Below are 21,129 nucleotides of genomic sequence, written 5' to 3'. Positions count from 1 at the left end.
CCATGCTCACCGCTTCCCTCGCCCTGAGCCCCGACCACGTGGTCGGGCCCGTGCGCCGCCGGCTGTTCGGGTCGTTCGTCGAGCACCTCGGCCGGTGCGTCCGCACGGGCATCCACGAACCCGGTCACCCGACCGCCGACGAGGACGGCTTCCGCGGTGACGTGCTGGAGCTGACCCGCGAACTGGGCGTGTCCGTGGTCCGCTACCCGGGCGGCAACTTCGTCTCCGGCTACCGCTGGGAGGACGGCGTCGGCCCGGTCGCCTCCCGACCGACGCGACGCGACCTGGCGTGGCGCTCCATCGAGGACAACGCGGTGGGCCTGGACGAGTTCGCGCGCTGGGCGCGCAAGGCCGACGTCGAGGTGATGTACGCGGTGAACCTCGGCACGCGCGGCGTGGCCGAGGCGCTCGACGTGCACGAGTACGCCAACCACGAGGGCGGCACGCACCTGTCGGAACTGCGGCGCGCCAACGGCTCGCCCGAGCCGCACGGGGTGCGGCTGTGGTGCCTGGGCAACGAGATGGACGGCCCGTGGCAGACCGGGCACAAGACCGCGCACGAGTACGGCCGCCTGGCCGCCGAGACGGCGCGGGCGCTGCGCCAGGCCGAACCCGACCTGGAGCTGGTGGCCTGCGGCAGCTCCAACTCGGCGATGCCGACGTTCGGCGCGTGGGAGGACACCGTCCTGGCGTTGACCTACGACCAGGTGGACCACATCTCCCTGCACGCCTACTACGAGCCGCTGGACGGCGACGTGGCGAGCTTCCTCGCGTCGGCCGTGGACATGGACTACTTCATCGAGCGGGTGGCGGCGACGGCGGACGCGGTGGGCGCGCGGCTCAAGAGCGACAAGCGGATCACCCTGTCGTTCGACGAGTGGAACGTCTGGTACCTGAGCCGGTTCCAGGCCGACCCGCCCACCGAGTGGCGGGTCGCGCCGCCGCTGCTGGAGGACGTCTACGACGTGACCGACGCGGTGGTCGTCGGCAGCCTGCTGATCTCGCTGCTGCGCCACAGCGACCGGGTGGCCGTGGCCTGCCAGGCGCAGCTGGTGAACGTGATCGCGCCGATCCGCGCCGAACCCGGCGGACCGGCGTGGCGGCAGACGACGTTCCACCCGTTCGCGCTGACCTCGCGCCTGGCGGCCGGCGACGTGCTGCGGGTGGCCGTGGACTCCCCCACCGTGCCCACCGCGCGCTACGGCGACGTGCCCGCGGTGGACGCGGTCGCCACGCACTCCGCCGACGGCGGCACGGTGCTGTTCGTCGTCAACCGGCACCTGTCCGAACCGGTCGAGCTGACCGTGCCGCTGGCCGCGCTGGGCGAGGTGGAGGTGGTCGAGGCGTGGGGCCTGCACGACGAGGACACGACCGCGACCAACAGCGCGGCGGAACCGGACCGCGTCACCCCGACCCCGTCGTCCACCGCCGTGGTGGACGGCGTCCTGCGCGCGACCCTGCCCCCGGTGTCGTGGCACGTCATCCGGCTGGCCCGGCGGGGCTGAGACCGCCGTCGTGCGTTGCGCCCCTCGTTACGGTGGCCGGGTGGACGGATGGCTGTAGGCCCTCCTCACCAGGTTCGGCCCGTTCCGGCGCGGCGTGGAGCAGGCAGTGTCCCTCGCCGTGGCCGAGAGGTCGCGCGCCGACCGGCAGATCGTGGAGGAGGTGCGGCAGCGGCTGCTCCGCGAGTGCGACGAGCGGCTCGACGGCCCGCGGCGGCGGGTCGGCGAGCTGGAGGCCGTCGTCGCCGGCCTGCGCGCCGACGACGCCGACGCCCACCGCCGGGCGGCCGGGTCGCAGGCGGCGCTCGCGGAGCTGGAGCGCCGTTCGGCGGAGCTGGCGGCGGCCGAGGCCGCGCAGGACGACGCGACGTCGTCGGACCTGTTCCGCTGCACGGCGTGCGGCTCGTCGTGGTTGCTGAGCACGCGCCCTGACCGGACCAGCCGGGCGCGCCACCTGTGCGGCCCGGACGGGTGCGCCTCGTGCGGCGAGGACACCCCGGCCCGCTTGTGGCACGCGAAGACGGCCCCGGTGGTCCCCGGCAACGAGCCGGCCCGTCCGTCCGCCCCGCCGCCGGAGGGGGACTCCAGCCGGTGGTCGCCGGGCAACGCCGTGGCGTTCGCGGCCCACCTGGCGGGGGCGGACGCGGTCGTCGTCCACGCGGTCGCGGACCGGACCACCGGCTCCGCCAGCGGCCGGTCGTGTCCCGCGTTCGCCGCGATGGCGAACGGACTCACCCCGGTGCGCGCCCCGGCCGCGGGTGGCATCACCTGGTGCGCCACCGACCTCGCCGGACCACCGGAGCCCCTGGCCCGCGCGGTCTCCGCGGTGGCGACGCCGGCCCTCCTGCCGCTCGCGCAGGCCCTGCGCGTGATCGGTGTCCTCGCCTGCGCCGGCGAAGAAGGGCTCCCGCCGTGCCGGTGCGCCCACGACCTGGTGGAGCCCGGCCTCTCCCACGAGGTCCCGGTCGAGCGGGTGCTCTCGATGGTCCTCCGGGAGGCACTGGCCGCCACCGAGCCGGGGCCCCACGTCGCCGCACGCCTCTCCGAGTCGGACGCGGCGGACGACGGAACCGGATCGGACCTGTTCTGCTGCGTGGACTGCGTGTCGCTGTGGCTGTTGAGCGGGCGCCCCGACGGGACGCTGGAGGTGCGCGGGATCGGTCCCGGCTGCGCGTCGTGCGGTGTTGTCACGGCGGACCGGCTGCGCGGGGTGAAGGGGACATCACCGTGCACCGGCGCTTCCGCCCCCTCGGTCCGCCACGTCCCACCAGCCGCGCTGGACCTCCCGGACGATCGGGAGAGGCGGCTGGAGATCGGCGTCAAGGCGGGTGGCGACATGGTCACCCTGGGAGTCGAGCAGGCTGTGCCCACGGCGATCGGCCGCGAGGTCGGGACGATCGTGAGTTCCTGCCTCGGCGACGCGCCCCGGTGCGGCACGCTGTGCGAGATCGCGAACGGGCTCGCCTTCGCGCCGGAATCGGTGCGGAAGGGCATCGCCTGGTGCACCACCGGCATCGTCGGGCTGCCGGAGGCCGTGGCCCACCCCATCGGCGAGGTGGCGGGCCGCCTGATGCTCGGCGCGGTGCCCCTGACCCTGCTCGCGCAAGGGGTGCGCGCCACCGGTGTCGTGTCCTGCGCGCTGGACGACCGTCTCGGGGAGTGCCGGGCCGCGCGCGAGATGCTCGGCAAGGACCTCGTGGGTCCCACGGTGACCTGGAAGCTGACCGAGGCCCTCGACGTGGCCACCGGTGTGCCCGAACCGGCTCGCGCGGGGTGGTTGGACTTCTTGCGGAACGCGCCGCTGCCGACCGACCTCTCCCCGCCGGCCGATCCCCCGCCCCGGAGATCGACGAGCCCGATCCCCCGGGGCGCTCCCCGTGGAACGGCCCGGGCGGTCTGTAGGTCAGAACCGCCAGTTCCCGGCCTCGTCGTCCCGGCCGTCGTCCACCAGGTGGGCCAAGGCGGCGCGGGCGGCGATGAGGGCGGCACGCGTGGCGTCCGGGTCGCCGCCGGCGGCGTGCGTGAAGGCGTTGCCCAGGTAGCCCTGGACCAGGGTGAGCGGGTCGGCCGGGGATCTGACGACCAGCCCGGCCTGCACCGGCGCCACCGCCTCGGCGAAGGCGGCCAGCATCGATTCGAGGACCGGCCCCGCTTCCGCGTCGCGCAGGACGCGCGGGGACAGGGCGGCGATGGCGGAGTCCACGGCGGACGCCAGCACCGCGGTCGGGTCCGGCGCAGGCCCCCGGCCGTGGGCGGTGGTCGACCCGGCACGCGTCTGCTGCGGCACCGCGACGGGCAGCGGCTCGCTGTTCACGTGACGAGGGTAAGGCCGGTACGGCGGACCGGTTGCCGTGCATCTGCACGTGCACCCGCACGGAGCAGCCGAAATATTCCATTCCAGGGCGTCTACCTGCGGCGACGCGCCGTCCGGGTGTCCTGTCACGACTTCGGGGTCCGCTCCGGTGCCGGGCGCGTCCCCGTGCCGGGGTGCCGGGCGCGGTGGTCCAGAATCGTGCTCCCGCACCAACGAATGGGGGATTCGATGTGGGATGCGACCGCACCGGGAGTGCTGCGCCTGCCGTCCGGGAAGCTCGTGCGCGGCCGCGGGCTGCGCCGACCGCTGCCGGACGGCCCGGAACCGCAGTTCGGCCTGTACCTGCTGGGGTCGGAGCCGCCGGAGACGACCTGGCGGCGCACGTGGGTGCGGTGGCCGGACTTCCGGCTGCCGTCCGACCCGGCCGCGCTCGCGACGGCGCTGCGTGACGTGCTGTCGAGGGCCGGGACCGAACGCGTCGAGGTCGCGTGCGGCGGGGGCATGGGCCGCACGGGCACCGCGCTGGCGTGCCTGGCGGTGCTCGACGGCGTGCCCGCGGCTGAGGCGGTCGCGTACGTGCGGACCCACTACGCGCGGCGAGCGGTGGAAACGCCCTGGCAGAAGCGGTTCGTCACGCGCTTCCGCTAGCGGTCCCGGACGGCGGTGGCCCAGTGCGGGGCACCCGCCTTGCGGGCCACCTCCTCGGCGCGGCGGTAGTGGGCGGCGGCCTGGTCGTGGTCGCCCAGCGCCCCGGCCAGGTCGCCGAGGTACCGGGCGACCGGTCCGAGGGTGAGCAGGCCACTGCCCGCGCCCGCCAGTTCGTCCCGCGCCGGGAGCAGGGCGGCGTGCAGGCGGGTCATGGCCGGGTGGTCGTCGGCGGCGACGGCGGCTCGGGCGTGGAGGCAGAGCCTGGCTTCCAGCAGCAGGTCGTGCGGCGGGTCGGGGATGTCGGCCGCCGGTCGGGTCCACGGTTCGTACGGGCCCCAGTCGGCGTCCGGCTGTCGGATGTCCAGGGTCAGCAGGGCCAGCGGGAGCAGTCCGGCGGACAGGCCGGGCATGCCGGTGGACGGCAGGCGCGCGGCGGCGGCCCGGTAGGCGGCCGCGGCCTCGTCGTGGTGACCGGTGATCGCCAGGCGCAGGGCGGCGTACCAGTCGGTGAAGACGGCGACCAGCGGGAGGTCGTGGCGGGCGGCCAGGGCGTCGGCCGCGGCGGCGTGGTGGTCGGCGGTGGGCAGGTCGGCCCGTGCGGCGTGGGCCTGGAGCAGCACCAGGTGGGCCAGGACCTCGTGGGTGACCAGGTGGTGGCGGACTGCCAGGGCTTCCAGTTCGGCGCCGATCCGGGCGCGTTCCGGCGCCAGGCCCGCGCGGTGGCACGTGTGGAGGAAGCGGCCGTTGAGGGCCGTGGCGAGGAGGAGCGGGTCGTCCAGGTCCCGGGCGATCCGCTCGGCTTCCCGGGCGGCGTCCGCCCCGCGGCGCGTGGTGTCGGCCCGGCTTTCCAGCGCGGTGGTGGCGAGCAGGCGGGCGCGGTCGCCGTCGTGCCCGGCGGGGAGGGCGGCGAGGGTGCGCCCGGCTGCCGTGACGAGGCGTGCCGACAGGGCCTCGTCGTCGTTGGTGGTCCAGATCGCGGGCACGTCGGACGTCCCGATCACGGCGGCCGTGCGCACCGGGTCGCCCAGCGCCTCGGCCGCGGTGACGGCTTCGGCGCGGTACCGGCGGGCGGCCGGCAGGTCACCGGCGACGGAAAGCGTCCGGACCAGGCCCACGAGGGCGTCGAGGCGGTCCCCGCCGCCGGTGTGGCCGCCGTCCGTGCGGTCGCCGTCCGCCAGGTCCAGGACCGCGCGCCACAGGCGGGCCGCCTCGTGCGGGGCGAAGCGGTGTTCGGCGCGTTCGGCGGCGGCGCGGGCGTGGCGGGCGGTGCGGTCCGGCGCGGCCCTGCCGCCCGCGCGCAGCAGGTGGTGGGCGATGGCCTCGACCTCGTCGGGCCGGGTCGCTTCGAGGACGTCGGCGACGGCGAGGTGCAGCCGGGCGCGGCGGGCGAGCGTGGTGTCCTCGTAGAGCGCTTCCCGCACCAGCGCGTGCGCGAACCGCACGTGGTCGGCGTCCCGCTCCACCAGGAAGCCCGCGGCCAGCGCGGTCTCCACCGAGGTCAGCACGCCCTCCTCGTCGCCCGCGAGTCGCACCAGGACGTCCAGGTCGACGTCCTGGCCGAGGACCGCGGCCTGCCGCAGGTGGGTGCGGGCCGTTTCGGCGAGTGCCGCCAGGCGGTGCCGGATCACGTCGCGGACGCCGGTCGGCACGGCGTGCAGCACGGCGTCGCCCCCGGTCCGCCACAGCCGGGTCAGCTCACGCACGAAGAACGGGTTGCCGCCGCTGCGCCGGTGGATCGCGCGGGCCTCGGCGGGCGTCGGCTCCCGGTCGGCGGTGGCGCGCACCAGTTCCCGCACCTGCGGTCCGGTCAGCCCGCCCAGGTAGACGCGGACGGGTTCGGCGCGGGCGAGCCGGCCCAGCGCCTCGGTCAGCGCCGGTGAGAGGTCGGTGGAGCGGTAGGTGCCGACGACCAGCGCCTGCCCGGCGGCCGGGTCGGTGACCAGGGTGGCCAGCAGGGCCAGCGTCTCCTCGTCGGCCCAGTGCAGGTCGTCGAGCACCAGCAGCGCCGGCCCGAGGCCGGCGACGGCCGCGGCGGCGGCGCGGTGGCGTTCGAACCGCGATCCGGCGGGCACGTCCTCCGACCCGAGCGCTTCGCGCACCTGCGTCCACGGCCAGGCGGCGGGCACGCCGGGCAGTTCGGGGCACGCGCCCCAGGCGACCCGCCGGCCGGAGGCCGCCTGGCGTTCCGCGAAGGCCCCGGCCAACGCGGTCTTGCCCGCGCCGGCCGCGCCGGAGAGCAGCACCAGCCGCCGCCCCTCCGCCGCCGCGCGCTCCAGTTCGGCCAGCTCCTCCGCCCGCCCCACGAACGGCTGCCCGGGACCGGGCCGGGTGCGGGAGCCGGCCGTCCGCGCACCACCGGTCGGCGATCCCGCCGGTGCGCGCCGGTCCGCGAGCGGCGGCACGAGGTGCGGGGCCTGGGCGAGCACGTCCGCCTCCAGCCGGCGCAACGCCGGTCCCGGGTCCACCCCCAGCTCGGCCCGCAGCACCTCGCGCGCCGACCGCAGCTCGGCCAGCGCCTCGCCCTGCCGGCCCGCCCGGTAGAGCGCCAGGGCCAGCAGCCCGCGCCCGTCCTCGCGCAGCGGGTTCGCCGCGACGTGCGCCCGCAGCTCCGGCACCGACTCGGCCGCCGCCCCCAGGGCCAGGGCTGCCGACGCCCTCAGCTCCACCCCCGACAACCGCAGTTCGGCCAGCCGCTCCGCCTCGCCGCGCGCCCACGCCCGGTCGGCGAACTCGGCGTACGCCGGTCCCCGCCACAGCGCGAGCGCCTCGTCCAGCAGCGCCCGGGCCTCCCCTGGCTCGTCCTCCACCAGCCGCGCCGCCGACGTGACCGCCGCCTCGAAGCGCCACGCGTCCACCGCCCGGGCCTCGGCCCGCAACGCGTAACCGGGTGCGGCGGTGACGAGCAGGCGCGCGGGCGTCCGGGGCGGTCGGTCCGGTTCCAGGGCTTTGCGCAGCGCGCCGACGAACGTCTGCACGGCGCCGACCGCACCGCCCGGCGCGTCGTCCTCCCACAGGTCGTCGACCAGCCGCGCGACCGGCACCACCCGTCCCCGCGCGACCAGCAGGCGCGCCAGCACGGCGCGGTGCCGCGGCCCCTTGAGGTCGACCGGCCCGCGCGCGTCCTCGGCCACCACCGGCCCCAACACCCGGAACTCCACCATCGCGGGGACCAACCTACGTGGCCGCCCACCAGGGCGCCGGGCCGTGCTGATCCGACGCTGACCGGGTGCTGACCGGCGGCCCGCAGGCTGGGTCCACGACCACGAAGGAGTCCCCATGCCCCCCATGACCACCGGGTTCACCGAGCAGCGCGTCACCGTCGCCGACGGCGTGTCGCTGCACGTCGCCGTCGGCGGCTCGGGCAGTCCCGTCGTGCTGCTGCACGGCTTCCCGCAGACCCACCTGATGTGGCGGCACGTCGCCGCCGACCTGGCCGCCGACCACACCGTGATCGTTCCCGACCTGCGCGGTTACGGGGCGAGCGACAAGCCCGCCGACCCGGACGGCCACGCGTACTCGAAGCGCACGATGGGCCGGGACGTGGTGGCGCTGGCCCGTGCGCTCGGCCACGAGCGGTTCGCGCTGGCCGGGCACGACCGGGGCGCGCTGGTCGCGATCCGGACCGGCCTCGACCACCCGGAGGCGGTCACCCACCTGGCGTCGCTGGACGTGCTGCCGACGCTGGACACGTGGGACGTGATGCGCGGCACGAGCGCGGCGGTCGGCTTCCACCTCTACCTGATGGCGCAGCCGCCCGGCCTGCCGGAGGCGATGATCGCCGGCGCGGCGGACGAGTTCTTCGGCCACTTCCTCGACATCTGGGCCACCGACCCGGACGCCATCCCGGCGGACGTGCGGGCCGAGTACCTGCGGGCCTCGCGCGAGGCGATCCCGTCGATCGTGGCGGACTACCGCGCGTCGGCGGGCGTCGACGTGGCGCACGACCGGGCGGACCTGGAGTCGGGCACGGTGCTGCGGATGCCGGTGACCGTGCTCCAGCAGGACTGGGGCGCGGCCCTCGGTTTCGACGCCGCCGCCCGGTGGCGGGCGTGGGCGCCGGACCTCGACCACCGGACCGTGACGTGCGGGCACTTCATGGCCGAGGAGGCCCCGGCGGACGTGGTGAAGGCGTTGCGGGACCTGCTGGCGAGGTAGCCCCGCGGCCCTGCGCCCGGGCGCCCGGGCGCAGGGCCCGCCTCCGGCCCCTCGTCACGACGTCGGCAGCGTCACGAACCCCTCGCGCACCAGCCAGTCGCGGGCGACGATCGCCGGGTCGCGGCCGTCGACGTCCACCTCGGCGTTGAGCGCGAGGACCGTCTCGTTGTCGAGCTTCCCGACGATCGGCGCCATCACCTCCGCGACCTGCGGGTGCGCCCGGTGGAACTCCTCGCGCAGCACGATCGCCGCGTTGTACTGGGGGAAGAACTTCTTGTCGTCCTCCAGGGCGACCAGGTTCAGCGCCAGGATGCGGCCGTCGGTGGTGAACACCTCGCCGAAGTTGCACAGGCCGGTCGACGTGGCGGAGTAGATCGTGCCGGTGCCGAACGTCTTGACCTCCACCGCTCCCGGGTCGAAGCCGTAGGCCGCCGCCACGCCCGGGAACCCGTCGTTGCGGCTGACGAACTCCGTCTCCAGGCAGAACACGCCCTTGTCGGGTTCACGGGCGATCAGCGCGGCCATGTCGGAGGTGGTGCGCAGCCCGTGGGTGCGGGCGAACTCCTCGGTGACGGCGAACGCGTACGTGTTGTTGACCTCGGAGTAGTCCAGCCAGCGCAGGCCGTTGCGCTCCAGGTCGGCGTCGCGCACCGCCTCGTACTGGCCCCGTTCGTCGGGGATCGGCTCGGTGTTGCCCAGGTAGCTGATCCACCCCGTCCCGGTGTAGTCCCACGACAGGTCGACGTCGCCGGTGATCAAGGCCTGGCGCGAGCTGTTGGAGCCCTGGATGTTGGTCATGTCCCGCACCTCGGCCCCGGCGGCGACCAGGGCCACCTCGGCGAGGTAGCCGAGGACCTGGTTCTCGGTGAAGTCCTTCGACCCCACCGCCACCTCCACCCCGGTCAGCTCCGGCACCGGCCGGATCGATCCGGGCGCCACCTCGAACGGCAGCGCGAACGACGACTCCAGGCCGCAGCCCGAGGCCAGCAGGGTCGTCGCGACGAGCGCGACCCCGGCGAACCGCGCCCTCATCGCAATCCCTTCGGTCCCAGGTAGGTCTCGGCGACCGCGCCGAGCCAGTCCACCAGCAGCGCGAGCCCCACGGCCAGCACCGCCCCGGTGACCAGCACGGTCACCCGCGAGAGCTTGTAACCGGTGTCGATCAGCAGGCCGAGGCCGCCGCCGTTGACGAACACCGCCAGCGTGGCGACGCCGACGGCGTGCACCAGCGCGGTGCGCAGGCCGGCCAGGATCAGCGGCACGGCGAGCGGCAGCTCGATCCGCCGCAGCACCGCGCCGGCGGACATGCCGATGCCGCGCCCCGCGTCCACCAGCGCCGGGTCCACGCCCTGGAGGCCGACCATCGTGTTCCGCAGCACGGGCAGCAGCGTGTAGAAGGCGATCGGCAGCACCGCCGCCCACACCCCCTCCAGGCCGGAGACCAGGAAGAACAGCACGAGGATGCCGATGGCGGGCGACGCCTGGCCGATCGTGGCGACGCCCAGGAACACCGGCGCGGCCCGCCGCGCCCACCGCCGGGTCAGCACGACGCCCAGCGGCACGGCCACCACCAGCACCAGCGCGGTCACCACGACGCTGATCACCAGGTGGTCCCAGGTCGCGGACGCCAGCGTCGGCACGTTGATGCTCGCCTGCTCGATCGAGTCGAGGTCTCGGGTGAACGCCCAGGTCAGCACACCGCCGACGAGTGCGACGACGGCCAGTGGCTGGATCAGCAGGCGGAGCCGCTCGGCCCGCTGCCGCGAGGCGACCGCGGTCGTCACGTCTCCACCCCCACGCGGTCGGCCGCCTCGTCGTCGACTGCGTGCTCGTCGCGCAGCTTCTGCACGGTGCCGATCACGGCGTCCATCTCCACCAGCCCGACGTATTCGCCGCGCGCGCCCGTGACGACCGCCGCGCCGCCCTCGGTCAGGATGGCCTCCAGCGCGTCCTGCAACGTCGACTGCAACGACACGGAGTCGCCCACCGGCTGCGGCTGCCCCGGGTTGCCCGCGTGCACCCAGCTCACCGGCCGGTTGCGGCCGTCCAGCAGCAGCGCGTACCGGTTCGGCGACCCGGCCAGCCTGCGGCCCACCTCGGCCGGCTCGTCGTGCACCGACGCCGTCACCGCCTGGCTCAGCTCCACCTCGCGGACCCGCCGCAGCCGCAGCTGCTTGAGCGACGCGCCCGAGCCGACGAACCCGGCGACCGTGTCGTCGGCCGGGTTCGCCAGGATCGCTTCCGGCGTGTCGTACTGGAGCACCGTCGAGCGCGGCCCGAGCACCGCGATCCGGTCGCCGAGCTTCACCGCCTCGTCGAAGTCGTGCGTGACGAAGACGATCGTCTTGCGCAGCTCGGCCTGGAGCCGCATCAGCTCGTCCTGGAGGTTGCCCCGGGTGATCGGGTCCACGGCGCCGAACGGCTCGTCCATCAGCAGCACGGGCGGGTCGGCGGCCAGCGCACGGGCCACCCCGACGCGCTGCTGCTGGCCGCCCGAGAGCTGACGCGGGTAGCGGTCGCGGTAGTCGACCGGGTCGAGCCCGACCAGGTCGAGCATCTCGTCCACCCGCTCCGACACCCTCGACCGGCTCCAGCCCAGCAGGCCCGGCACCGTGCCGACGTTCTGGCCGACGGTCAGGTGCGGGAACAGCCCGGCCTGCTGGATGGCGTACCCGATGCCGCGGCGCAGCTCGTCCGGGTCCAGCGACAGCGTGTCCCGACCGTCGATGGTGATCCGGCCGGACGTCGGCTCGATCAACCGGTTGATCATGCGCATGGTGGTGGTCTTGCCGCACCCGGACGGTCCGACGAACACCACGGTCTCGCCCGCCGGGACGGTCAGGCTGAACGACTCCACCGCGGGCGCCTTCACGCCGGGGTAGCGCTTCGTCACGTCGACGAGCTCGATCTCACTGGCCACGGATCCCCCTGGAGACGGTGTAACGGCCGATCAGCGCGAAGAGCCCGTCCAGGACCAGCGCCAGGACGACGATCCCGAGGGTTCCGGCGATCGCCTGGTTGGTCGCGTTCGCGCTGCCCGCCCTGGTCAGGCCGGCGAAGATCTCCACGCCCAGACCCGGCCCGCGGGCGTAGGCGGCGATGGCGGCGATGCCCATCAGCATCTGCGTGGCGACCCGCGTCCCGGTGAGGATCGCGGGCCACGCCAGCCGCAGTTCGACCCTGGTCAGCACGCCGAGCCGGCTCATCCCGATGCCCCGCGCCGCGTCGCGCACCGCGTGGTCCACGCCACCCAGGCCGACGATGGTGTTCCGCACCACGGGCAGCAGCCCGTACAGCACGAGCGCCACCACGGTCGGCTTCACGCCGAGGCCCAGCACCGGGATCAGCAGACCCAGCAGGGCGAACGACGGGATGGTGAGGATCGCGCTGGTCAACGCCGTCGCGGCGGCCGAGCCGAGCGGGCTGCGGTACACCGCCACCCCGATCGCCACGCCTATCACCGCGGCCAGCAGCGCGCACTGCACCACCGCGCTGACGTGCAGCAGCGCCTCGACCAGCAACCGGTTCCACCGGTCGACCAGGAACTCCCAGAAGTTCACGACTCCGCCCCCGGTCCACCCGGGACGGTCGTCGACGTGCGTGTCCGTGAAATCGGTTACCCCTTTGCTCGGCAATCCCCCGACTCCGAGAGCACGGTGTCCCAACAGGACACCCATCCTGCCGCACCGCGAGGTGACTCAACCTGACGATAGCCTGACGATCACCGGTGTGCCCGTCACCCGCCGGAGCCGGGTCTCCCGGGCCCTGGCACGATCAGGCCGGTCTCGTAGGCGACCACGACGGCCTGTGCGCGGCTGGACAGGGCCAGCTTGCCCATCATCCGCTTGACGTGCGTCTTCACCGTGGCCTCGCTGAGCACGAGGCGCTGCGCGATCTGGGCGTTGGTCAGGCCGTTGCCGACCAGGCGCAGCACCTCGGTCTCCCGCGCGGTGAGCCGGGCCAGCTGCGGCGCGCCGACGGACGTGGCCCGGTGGTGCTGGGCGTAGGTCTCGATGAGGCGGTGCGTGATGTGCGGCGCGATGAGGATGTCCCCCGCCGCGACGGTGCGGACCGCCGAGATGATCCGCTCGGGCGGGGTGTCCTTGACCAGGAAACCCGACGCGCCCTCGCCGAGCGCGGTGTAGACGTACTCCGGCAGGTCGAACGTGGTCAGCACCACCACGCGTGGCGGGTCCTCCCCCGCGTCGGCCAGGATCCGGCGGGTGGCGGCGATGCCGTCCAGCACCGGCATCCGGATGTCCATCAGCACCACGTCCGGGGAGGTGGCCGCGGTCAGCGCCACGGCCTGCGCGCCGTCGGCGGCCTCGCCCACGACCTCGAACCCGGGCGCGGCGGTGAACAGCGCGACCAGGCCGGCCCTGATCAGCGCCTGGTCGTCGGCGACGAGCACGCGGACGGTCACCGGTCACCTCCCGGGCGGGACCCCTCCGGCCGTGACCCCTCCGGCCGGACTTGCCCCGGCTGGGCTTCCTCCGGCCGCGAATCGTCCGGCCGGGCTTCCTCGAGCTGCGAATCCCCCAGGGGGAGTCGCAGCACGACGCCGAACCCGCCCCCGGCGCGCGGTCCGGCGGTGAGCACCCCACCGTACAGCTCGGCGCGCTCGCGCATGCCCCGGATGCCGTGCGAGGTCACCGGCACCCGGTGCGGCGCGGCGGTCGCGCCGTCGTCGGTCACCTTCAGCGTCAGGGTCTGCTCCCCGTGGTCCAGCTCGACCAGCGCGCGGGCCGCGGCGGCGTGCTTGAGCACGTTCGTCAGCGACTCCTGGGCCACCCGGTACGCGCACAGGTCGGGTCCCGGCGGCAGGGGGCGTGCGTCGCCCGTGACCCGCACCTCCACGGTCAGTCCGGCGGCGCGGGCCCGGTCGACCAGTTCGTCCAGGTTGGACAGACCAGGCTGGGGCCGGTAGTCCCCGTCGTGGTCGACCCGGAGCACGTCGAGCAGCCGGCGCATCTCGGTCAGCGCCTCGCGGCTCGTCCGACCGACCGTGTCGATGGCCTTGCGGGCGGTCGCCAGGTCGGTGTCCAGCACGTAGGAGGCGAGACCGGCCTGGAGCGAGATCACCGACATGTGGTGGGCGACCACGTCGTGCAGCTCGCGCGCGATGCGCACCCGTTCCTCGGCCACCGCCCGCGCCGCCGACTCGGCCGCCCGCTCGGCCCGCTCGGCCCACCGGCGGGTGCCCTCGCCCAGCACCCACACGCCGAGCACCACCATCACCGTCTGCGCCGCCTCCGACCAGGCGATGTCGTCGATCCCCAGCATCGCCGCCACGACGATGCACAGCGTCGCCGCGACCACCGCCGCCGTCACCACCCTGGACCGCAGCGTGGCCACCGTGAACACGCCCACCAGCAGTCCGATGCCCGAGTTGGGGATCAGGTCGCTGCCGAGCCGGTTGAAGGCGGCGAACGCGGCGAGCATCACCACCACCGTCGCCACGGGCGCGCGCTGGCGCAGCGCGATCGGCGCCGCGGTGAGGGCCGCCAGCACGTACTCCCAGAACTGCGCCTGCCCGTCCGCCCGGCTGAGCACCGTGTCGAGGGTGAGCCAGGTCAGCACCAGGGCCAGCAGGACGTCGAGCCGGATCGGGGTCAGCGAGAACCGCACGACCTCAACCTAGGCCGGCGCGGCGGCCGGCGTCGCCCGCCCGCGGGGGGACGTCGCGCTACCCCCGTGGGGGTAGCGCGTCCCCGCGTTCCTCCACTGCGGACGAACGGGGCAGGTCGAGCACGGTGCGCGCGGATCGGGCCGGCGTGCCGGCGGGTGCGTGTGGCGGTCGCGGGACGTGCTGGTCGGGCACGTCGACGGTGAGGTGCGGCGGGACGGGTTCGACGGCGCGTTCGCGGTGACCGGCGTGCTGGAGCCGGGGCACCCCGGCCACGGCGGTGGTGTTCGTGGTGTGGCTGTGACGGGTGGGGTCGAGCGGACCTCGTCGCACCCGGTGGGCACCGGTACCGGCGGCCGGCGGTGCTGTGGGGCCGGCTGCCGGTGGCGGACTTCCGGGTGGCGCGCCGGGCGGTGCTCGACGTGCGGGAGGCCGGCCGTGCGCCCGGGGCGGCGGCCCCGCCCGCGGTGGTCCCGCCGCGGGACGACCCGCGCCGGCTGAGCCCGGCCGCGGGGAGTCAGGCCCCGAGCCGGGCGAGGCCGGCCTCCCACCGCCGCCGCCGCTCCTCGTCGGTCTGCTCCCACCACGGCGTGCCCCGCTCGCCCAGCGCCACCTTGGCCTCCTGGACGCGGTCGCGGGCACGCCGTTCGGCGTCCGGGTCACCGGCGCGCAGGGCGCGGCCGACGTCGCGGCGGGCGGCCATCAGGGCGCCGCGCAGCCTGGTCGACACGTCCTCGGGCAGGTCCGGGTCGCTCGCCCGCCAGCGCCTGCCGTCGATGACGACGTACCGGCCGTCGGGCGTGCGGGGCGGGGGTTCGTCGCGCGGCACGCGGCCACCGTCGCACGGGGGCGGGCGGCGCGCGACCCGTCGCGGCGGCGTGGGCGCCACCCGCCCCCTCCACGCCGGCGACCGCGTGGTGCGGCGCCTCACGCCCGGGACGCCCTCGCGCCCTCGGGGGCGACCGCGTCACCGCCGGCCGGGCCGCCGGGCGCCACGTCGTCGAGGAAGCCCCCGGACTGGTGGCGCCACAGCCTCGCGTACGCCCCGTCGGCGTCGAGCAACTCGGCGTGCGTGCCCTGCTCGACGATGCGGCCCCGGTCGAGCACGACCAGCCGGTCCATCCGCACCACGGTGCTCAGCCGGTGCGCGACGACGAGCGCCGTCCGCCCCTCCATCAGCCGCCACAGCGCCTCCTGGACCAGCACCTCGCTCTCCGAGTCCAGCGCGCTCGTCGCCTCGTCGAGCAGCAGGATCGGCGCGTCGCGCAGGATCGCGCGGGCCAGCGCGACCCGTTGCCGCTGCCCGCCGGACAGCTTGACGCCGCGTTCGCCGACCATCGTGTCGAACCCGAGGGGCAGCGCGTCGGCGAACTCCGTCACGTGGGCGGCCTCTGCGGCGCGGCGGATCTCGGCCTCGGTGGCGCCCGGCCGGGCGAACGCGATGTTCTCGCGCAGCGTCCGGTGGAACATGGCGGGGTCCTGCGGCACGTACGCGATCAGGCTCCGCAGGTCGGCTTGGCGCAGCCGCGCGATGTCCTGACCGCCGACGAGGATGCGCCCGGAGTCGAGGTCCATCAGCCGCAGCAGCAACCGCCCCAACGTCGTCTTGCCGCCGCCGGAGCGCCCCACCAGCCCGATCCGCGTCCCCGCCGGGACGTCCAGGTCCAGCCCGGTGAACAGCGGTCGAGCCCCTTCGTGCGCGAACACCACGTGCTCGAACCGGACACCGGAGTCCTCGACGCGCAACGGTTCCGGGTGCTCCGGGTCCAGCACGGTGGGCGGGTCGAGCAGCAGTTCGGTGAACTGGGCGGCCTCGGTCAGGGCGCTCTCGAGGCGGCGGTAGATCTGGTTGAACTCGAACATGATCCGCGTGGCGTTGGTGTAGTAGGCGAACGTCACCACGATCGCCTCCACGCCGAGCCCGCCGCTGACGCCCACCGCGACGGCGAGCCCCAGCGCGTTGGTGAGCACGGACAGCGGCGCGACGACGGTGTCGATGCGCAGGTTGCCGTAATCCCACGACCGCAGCGCCAGCACCCGGTGCTCGGCGGCGCGGTCGCGGTGCTCGACGCCCTCGCGCCGCTCGGCGGCGAACGCCCGCACCGTCTCCATGTTCACGAGCGTGTCGGCGACGCGGCCGGACACCAGGGCGAACGACGCCTCGCGCTCCGCGACCAGCCGCTGCCGGCGGCGGATGAGCGGCGTGATCACGAACCCGGTGACGAGGATCAGGCCGAGCAGCACCACGACCAGCAGCGGGTCGTAGGACCACAGCACCACGCACGCGAAGGTCAGCGGCACCACGTTGGCGACGACCTTGAACGCCACCGTGTCCACGAATTCCTCGAAGCGGGACGCGAAGCCGAGCACCCTCTTGGTGAGCGACCCGGCGAAGTTGTCGTGGAAGAACGCCGCGTCCTTGGCGAGCAGGGCGTCCATCGCGTACACGGACAGGTTCTCGATGCCGCGGCCGTCCGTGCGGTTGAGGCAGTGGACGCCGACGCGCCACAGCAGTTCGGCGAACAGCATGAGGCCGGCGAACGCGAACACGTACGGCAGCACGGTGGCGAGGCCGCTGTCGCCCTCCCCCGCGAGGTGGCCCGCGAGGGCGCCGACCGTGAGCGGTGCGAGGTAGAGCAGGCAGGTGTTGCCCAGCGCGGGCAGCACGAGTGCGAGCACGCCGGTGAGGCGGTGCCTGCGCAGTTCCCGGCTGTAGAGGCGCAGGACGAGCAGGACCGCCTTCCTGCGGTTGCCGTCGACGGGTTTTCCGGTGAGCTTCTCTCCAGAGCCCGGTAAGACCATCCGACTCCTTCCGGGGTCACCTCGGCCTCCCATGCTGCCGCAGTCGGCCGGGGCTCGGCGATCGAATATCGCCCGCTCGACGGTCCCGCCGTGGTGGTCCTCCGACGTGCTCCGAACTTCGCGGCCGGTCACGGCGCCGGCCGTCGCGGTCGCCTGCGTCGCCGCGCACCTGCCGACCACCGCGGGCCTCGACCAGCGGGACCGGGAGCGCTCCCCCGACGCGCCGGCCCGTGCCGCCGTGTTCGCCGACGCGGTGCGCGGTTGCGTCGCGGGCGTGCCCGGGTCGTGCGACGCGGTCCGGGCGGGCGACGCGTGGTTCTCGGGGTGCGCCGGCCCGGCCCGGTCGCCCGCGTCGACACCGGGGTGCTCGTGGCGTTCGGCGAGGTCCTGCTGCTCCTCCCGGCGGCCGTGCTGGTGCTGCGCCCGATCCGGCCGGCCGATCCGCGGTGCCCCTCGGGGGTGCGCGGGTCACCCCGGGGCGTCGTCGGGCGGCGCCACCCGCACCCAGCCGCTCTGCGCGGCGCGTACCCCCGCCTGGAGGCGGGTCCGCGCGCCCAGCGCGCGCATCAGGTCGTGCAGGCGGCGCTGGAACGTGCGGTAGCTCAGTCCGAGTTGCTTGGCGATGCCGCGGTCCGGCATGCCGGTGGCGAGCAGCGCGAGCAGGCGGACGTCCTGCGCGGACAGCGGCTCGTGGTCGTGCACGGCGAGCGGCAGCGCCTGCGACCACAGGCCCTCGAACAGCGCGCCCAGCGCGTCGAGCAGCGCGCAGGGGCGCACGACGAGCGCGGTGACCGGCTCGGACGCCGCCGAATCCAGCGGGACGAGGCCGAGGTGGCGGTCGACCAGGATCATCTTCAGCGGCGCGTCGGGCACGACCCGCGCCTCCTCGCCCGGCGGCAGGCCGGCTCCCGGCCCGCGGTCCGGCGCGTACCGCTCCAGGCACGCGCGGTCGTAGACGCCGCGAAAGCCCACGCCGCGCTCCAGCAGCTCCCGTTGCGCGGTCCGCGGCACGCCGGGCGGCCGGTCGTGGGGCGGCTTGTCGACGAACCGCACCTCGTGGCGCGCCGAGCGCACCAACCGGCTCGCGCGACGGGCGATCGCGTCCGTGCCGCGCACCACCTCCAACAACCGCTCCGGGTCCGCGTCGCCCACCGCGCGCCGGTGGCGCTCCCGCAACTCGGCGCGCAGCAGGCGCACCTCCTCCAGCTCGCGCTGCTTGCGCACGAGCAGGCCGCCGAACGCGACCTCGGGCGCGACCGCGGCGAACCGCACCGGCCTGCCCTCGACGCGGGTGGCCAGCTCCAGGTCGACGAGCCTGCGCAGCACCGGGCCGAGCCGCCGCGCGCCGACGCCGAGCCGGTGGCCGAGTTCGGCCGCCGTGCCGGAGCCGTCCAGCAGGGCCCGGTAGACGTCGAGGTCGACGGGGCTGAGGTCGGTGTGCGCCGGGCGCGTGCGCCCGGCCGGTCCGGTGTCGTGCGGAACCACGCTCGTCCCCTGTCCTGTGAGTGGTCTGTCGTCCGGCGCGGGCGCCGACGGCCCGCGCCTCACGCCCTGAGCACGGCCCAGATCAGCGTGCCGTCGGTCCACGTCGTGGACCAGCCGCAGCGCTCCGTCCGGTCCGGCGCGGCGGCGACGGCGCGGCGCAGGTCCCACGAGTCGCACCGCACCGGCACGTCGTCCCCCACCGCGATCACGAAGAGGTCCCGCCACCACTCGAACGCGATGGTGGGCCGTCGGGGCAGGCCGCGGGCCACCAGGCCGACCAGCCCGGCCGCGACCCCGGTCACGGGTTCGCCGATCCGCTCCAGGCTCCACACCCGACACGCCTCCTCGGCGGCGAGCCGGGCGAACACCGGGGCACCCACGCGGGGCAGCGGCATCCGCACCACCCAGCGCCGCGGCGGCGGCCCGACGGACGCCACCGCCTCCTCCACCGTGTCGAAGCACGGCAGGTCCCACACCGCGCCCCGCTCCGCGCCGGTCAGCAGGATCGGCACCCCCGGCCACGACGCGACCTGGTCGCGCACCACCCGGAACACGCTGGACGCGAGCGGCGGCGTGACGCGCAGTCCGGTCAGGTCCGCCACGATCGCCGCGGGCTGGGCGAGCGCGGTCATCAGCAGCACGTCGCGCAGCGACGCGTAGTTCCCCGGCACCAGCAGGCCCGACAGGTGCAGGATCGACACGCCGTCCTGCCCGGACACCCGCACGTGCAGCAGGTCGTCCACGTCGAACCCTCCAACCGGTCGACCTCGCCCCCGGCGGTCGGCCCCCTCGGTGGCGGGGGCCGGGAACCCGACCGGGTGGGGAGGTGCAGACCACCCGCTCGGCGGGCGGCCGTTCGAGCGGCACCGGCGGTCGGTGCCCCGCCCGGCGGCGGGGGCGGGGCACCCGCCGGGGGGTCGGGGTTCCCGGCGGGAGTCCCGCCGCCGCGCACGGCCGACGCGGCGGGACCGTTGCGGCACAGCGGGTTCCGGACGCCGCGTGGTGGTCGGAGCGGGACTTCCGCAGCAGTCGCGACCGCACCGTCCCCCTCCAGCCGCACGCCGGCGCACGGCGCATTGTGCGCACCGGGGCGCGGAGGTCGGCAAGGGGCCGCTTTCCACCGTCACACCGCCGCGGTGAACGTGCCGATCCGGTCCGCCGGCTCCCGCGCCGGGGTGTCCCCCGGTCGGCGGGCCGGCCGGTGGTGGGGTGGCGCGTGGGAACCGGGTCAGCCCTGGCCGCGCTCGGACTGGGCGTCCGCTTCCGGGGCGAACAGCAGCCGCCAGGCGGCGACGTCCTCCGCGACGTCCCCGAGCCAGCGGTCGGTGCTGTAGGCGTGGGCCCGCAGGCGCAGCAGCGCGGTGGCCGGGTCGCAGCCCAACTGCACGGCCACCGCGTCGGCCGCCTGGCGGACCGTCACCCACCGGGCCAGCACCGGGTCCGCGCCGGGCGCGCGGGGAGCGCCGTGCAGCATCAGCGCCAGGGCGGCGTCGGCCAGCAGCAGCCCGTCCACGATCCGGTCGGCGCCCAGGTCGACCGGGGCGCGGTGGTGCACCTCCAGGCAGCCGACCACGACCGCGCCCATCACCACCGGGAACGCGGCGACCGCGCGCACACCGCCGACGAGCGCCTGCGGCGCGAACGCCGGCCAGCGCACGAAGCGGTCCACCGCGTCGACGTCGTGGACGAGCACCGGGTACTCCCCGGCGATCGCGTCGAGCGCGGGTCCCTCGCCGACCGTGATCTCGGCCTCGGCGAGCCGCGCCGCGCCGTCGCCCGCCGTCGCGACCGGCTCGGCCGTCACCGGGTCGACCGCCTCGTACAGCACGACGCCGTCGGCGGCCAGCACGTCGCGCGCCACCTCGCAGGCGTGCCGCACGCCTGCGTCCGCCCCCTCCACCTCCGCCCGGCGGAGGATCTCGTCCCACAGCAGCAACCGTCTCGCGTCATCCGACCGGCTTCCCATGCCCCCACGATGGTGCCCGGCCACGACGTCCGCTCGACGAGCGGCGATGTTTCCCCGCGGCCCGGTATAGCCGGGTCGCGGTACCGGTACCGCGGCCCCCGAGGGCGGACCCGTAGGGTGGCGGGGTGGGACTGTTCAGCGTGCCCGGGGCACGGGAGGAACTGGCCCGGCTGCGGCCGGTGCTCGACGAGATCGTCGCCGTCCGGGCGGACGCCGCGGAACTGGCCGCCGCGGTGCACTCGGGCGACCGCACCGCGCTCGGCGGGCTGCCGGAGCTGAAGGCAGCCCAGGCGCGGCTCGACGAGCTGATGACGGCGGTGCAGCGGACCGGCGCCGAGCTGAAGGGCTTCGCGCCGCTGCTGGTCGACTTCCCCGCCGACCTCGACGGCGTGCCGGTGCTGCTGTGCTGGCTGGAGGGCGATGAGGGCGTGGACTGGTACCACCGGGCCGACCTCGGTTTCGCCGGGCGGCGACGCCTGCCGTGACGCCGCGTCCCGCGCGCCCGGTCGTGCTGCGGGGCGGCCGGAACCACACGTAGGCTCGCAGCCGTGAGCGAGCAGAACGAACACCCCGAGCACAGCCAGGGCGGGACGTACTCGGTCAAGGGCAAGGAGTTCACCCGCGACACCCG

General features: G+C 75.5%; 16 protein-coding genes. 4 read left to right on the top strand and 12 right to left on the bottom strand.

The genetic code is table 11. The annotated features are described in order from the left end of the window. Window positions 1-2: 2 nt before the first annotated feature. Window positions 3-1,505 (top strand): arabinosylfuranosidase ArfA, encoded by a 1,503-nt coding sequence (gene arfA / locus CKY47_RS21440; protein WP_306747710.1) that lies wholly within the window; start codon window positions 3-5, stop codon window positions 1,503-1,505. Window positions 1,506-4,044: 2,539 nt separating this feature from the next. Next, a complete protein-coding gene (locus CKY47_RS21435; RefSeq protein WP_371320720.1) occupies window positions 4,045-4,464 on the top strand; it encodes a protein-tyrosine phosphatase family protein in 420 nt (139 codons plus the stop codon). Here CKY47_RS21435 and CKY47_RS21430 read toward each other — a convergent pair. Continuing rightward, window positions 4,461-7,625, bottom strand: coding sequence for an ATP-binding protein (locus CKY47_RS21430; RefSeq protein ID WP_306747709.1), 3,165 nt, complete (start codon window positions 7,623-7,625; stop codon window positions 4,461-4,463). The genes CKY47_RS21435 and CKY47_RS21430 overlap by 4 nt on opposite strands. A 115-nt stretch (window positions 7,626-7,740) precedes the next feature. Here CKY47_RS21430 and CKY47_RS21425 point away from each other — a divergent pair, with 115 nt between their 5' ends. After that, on the top strand, window positions 7,741-8,619 hold the full coding sequence (locus CKY47_RS21425) for an alpha/beta fold hydrolase (RefSeq protein ID WP_371320715.1): 879 nt from the start codon (window positions 7,741-7,743) through the stop codon (window positions 8,617-8,619). 54 nt (window positions 8,620-8,673) lie between these two features. Here the strand turns inward: CKY47_RS21425 and CKY47_RS21420 are convergent, their stop codons facing one another. The 11 genes from CKY47_RS21420 to CKY47_RS21370 all read right to left on the bottom strand — a co-directional run bounded on the left by CKY47_RS21420 (window position 8,674) and on the right by CKY47_RS21370 (window position 20,498). Then, window positions 8,674-9,651, bottom strand: coding sequence for a glycine betaine ABC transporter substrate-binding protein (locus CKY47_RS21420; protein WP_306747708.1), 978 nt, complete (start codon window positions 9,649-9,651; stop codon window positions 8,674-8,676). Then, entirely contained in the window at window positions 9,648-10,403 is a 756-nt protein-coding gene (locus CKY47_RS21415; RefSeq protein ID WP_306747707.1) for an ABC transporter permease, read from the bottom strand. Before CKY47_RS21415 ends, CKY47_RS21420 begins: the two co-directional genes overlap by 4 nt. Next, entirely contained in the window at window positions 10,400-11,539 is a 1,140-nt protein-coding gene (locus CKY47_RS21410; protein ID WP_306747706.1) for an ABC transporter ATP-binding protein, read from the bottom strand. Before CKY47_RS21410 ends, CKY47_RS21415 begins: the two co-directional genes overlap by 4 nt. Then, window positions 11,529-12,179, bottom strand: coding sequence for an ABC transporter permease (locus CKY47_RS21405; protein WP_306747705.1), 651 nt, complete (start codon window positions 12,177-12,179; stop codon window positions 11,529-11,531). Before CKY47_RS21405 ends, CKY47_RS21410 begins: the two co-directional genes overlap by 11 nt. Before the next feature lie 176 nt (window positions 12,180-12,355). After that, the gene (locus CKY47_RS21400) at window positions 12,356-13,042 is read right to left on the bottom strand and encodes a response regulator (protein ID WP_306747704.1); all 687 of its coding nucleotides are present in this window, start codon (window positions 13,040-13,042) and stop codon (window positions 12,356-12,358) included. Next, window positions 13,039-14,247 carry a sensor histidine kinase gene (locus CKY47_RS21395; RefSeq protein WP_306747703.1) on the bottom strand — a complete coding sequence of 403 codons (1,209 nt, stop codon included), beginning with the start codon at window positions 14,245-14,247 and terminating at the stop codon, window positions 13,039-13,041. The genes CKY47_RS21400 and CKY47_RS21395 overlap by 4 nt, the downstream gene beginning before the upstream one ends. 515 nt (window positions 14,248-14,762) lie before the next feature. Continuing rightward, window positions 14,763-15,074, bottom strand: a complete 312-nt coding sequence (locus CKY47_RS21390) for a hypothetical protein (RefSeq protein WP_306747702.1) — start codon at window positions 15,072-15,074, stop codon at window positions 14,763-14,765. A 98-nt stretch (window positions 15,075-15,172) separates the two neighbouring features. Then, the gene (locus CKY47_RS21385) at window positions 15,173-17,047 is read right to left on the bottom strand and encodes an ABC transporter ATP-binding protein (protein WP_306747701.1); all 1,875 of its coding nucleotides are present in this window, start codon (window positions 17,045-17,047) and stop codon (window positions 15,173-15,175) included. 468 nt (window positions 17,048-17,515) lie between these two features. After that, window positions 17,516-18,532 (bottom strand): helix-turn-helix transcriptional regulator, encoded by a 1,017-nt coding sequence (locus tag CKY47_RS21380; RefSeq protein WP_306747700.1) that lies wholly within the window; start codon window positions 18,530-18,532, stop codon window positions 17,516-17,518. A gap of 59 nt (window positions 18,533-18,591) precedes the next feature. Then, complete coding sequence (locus CKY47_RS21375) at window positions 18,592-19,275, bottom strand: hypothetical protein (protein WP_306747699.1); 684 nt, start codon at window positions 19,273-19,275, stop codon at window positions 18,592-18,594. A 485-nt stretch (window positions 19,276-19,760) separates the two neighbouring features. Beyond that, window positions 19,761-20,498 carry a GAF domain-containing protein gene (locus CKY47_RS21370; protein ID WP_306747698.1) on the bottom strand — a complete coding sequence of 246 codons (738 nt, stop codon included), beginning with the start codon at window positions 20,496-20,498 and terminating at the stop codon, window positions 19,761-19,763. A gap of 125 nt (window positions 20,499-20,623) precedes the next feature. Here CKY47_RS21370 and CKY47_RS21365 point away from each other — a divergent pair, with 125 nt between their 5' ends. Next, window positions 20,624-20,983 (top strand): DUF2203 domain-containing protein, encoded by a 360-nt coding sequence (locus tag CKY47_RS21365; RefSeq protein ID WP_306747697.1) that lies wholly within the window; start codon window positions 20,624-20,626, stop codon window positions 20,981-20,983. Window positions 20,984-21,129 lie beyond the last annotated feature (146 nt).

This window comes from Saccharothrix longispora (genome assembly GCF_030852425.1).
Lineage (GTDB): Bacteria > Actinomycetota > Actinomycetes > Mycobacteriales > Pseudonocardiaceae > Actinosynnema > Actinosynnema longispora.
This window is presented reverse-complemented; position numbering and strand designations above follow the sequence as displayed.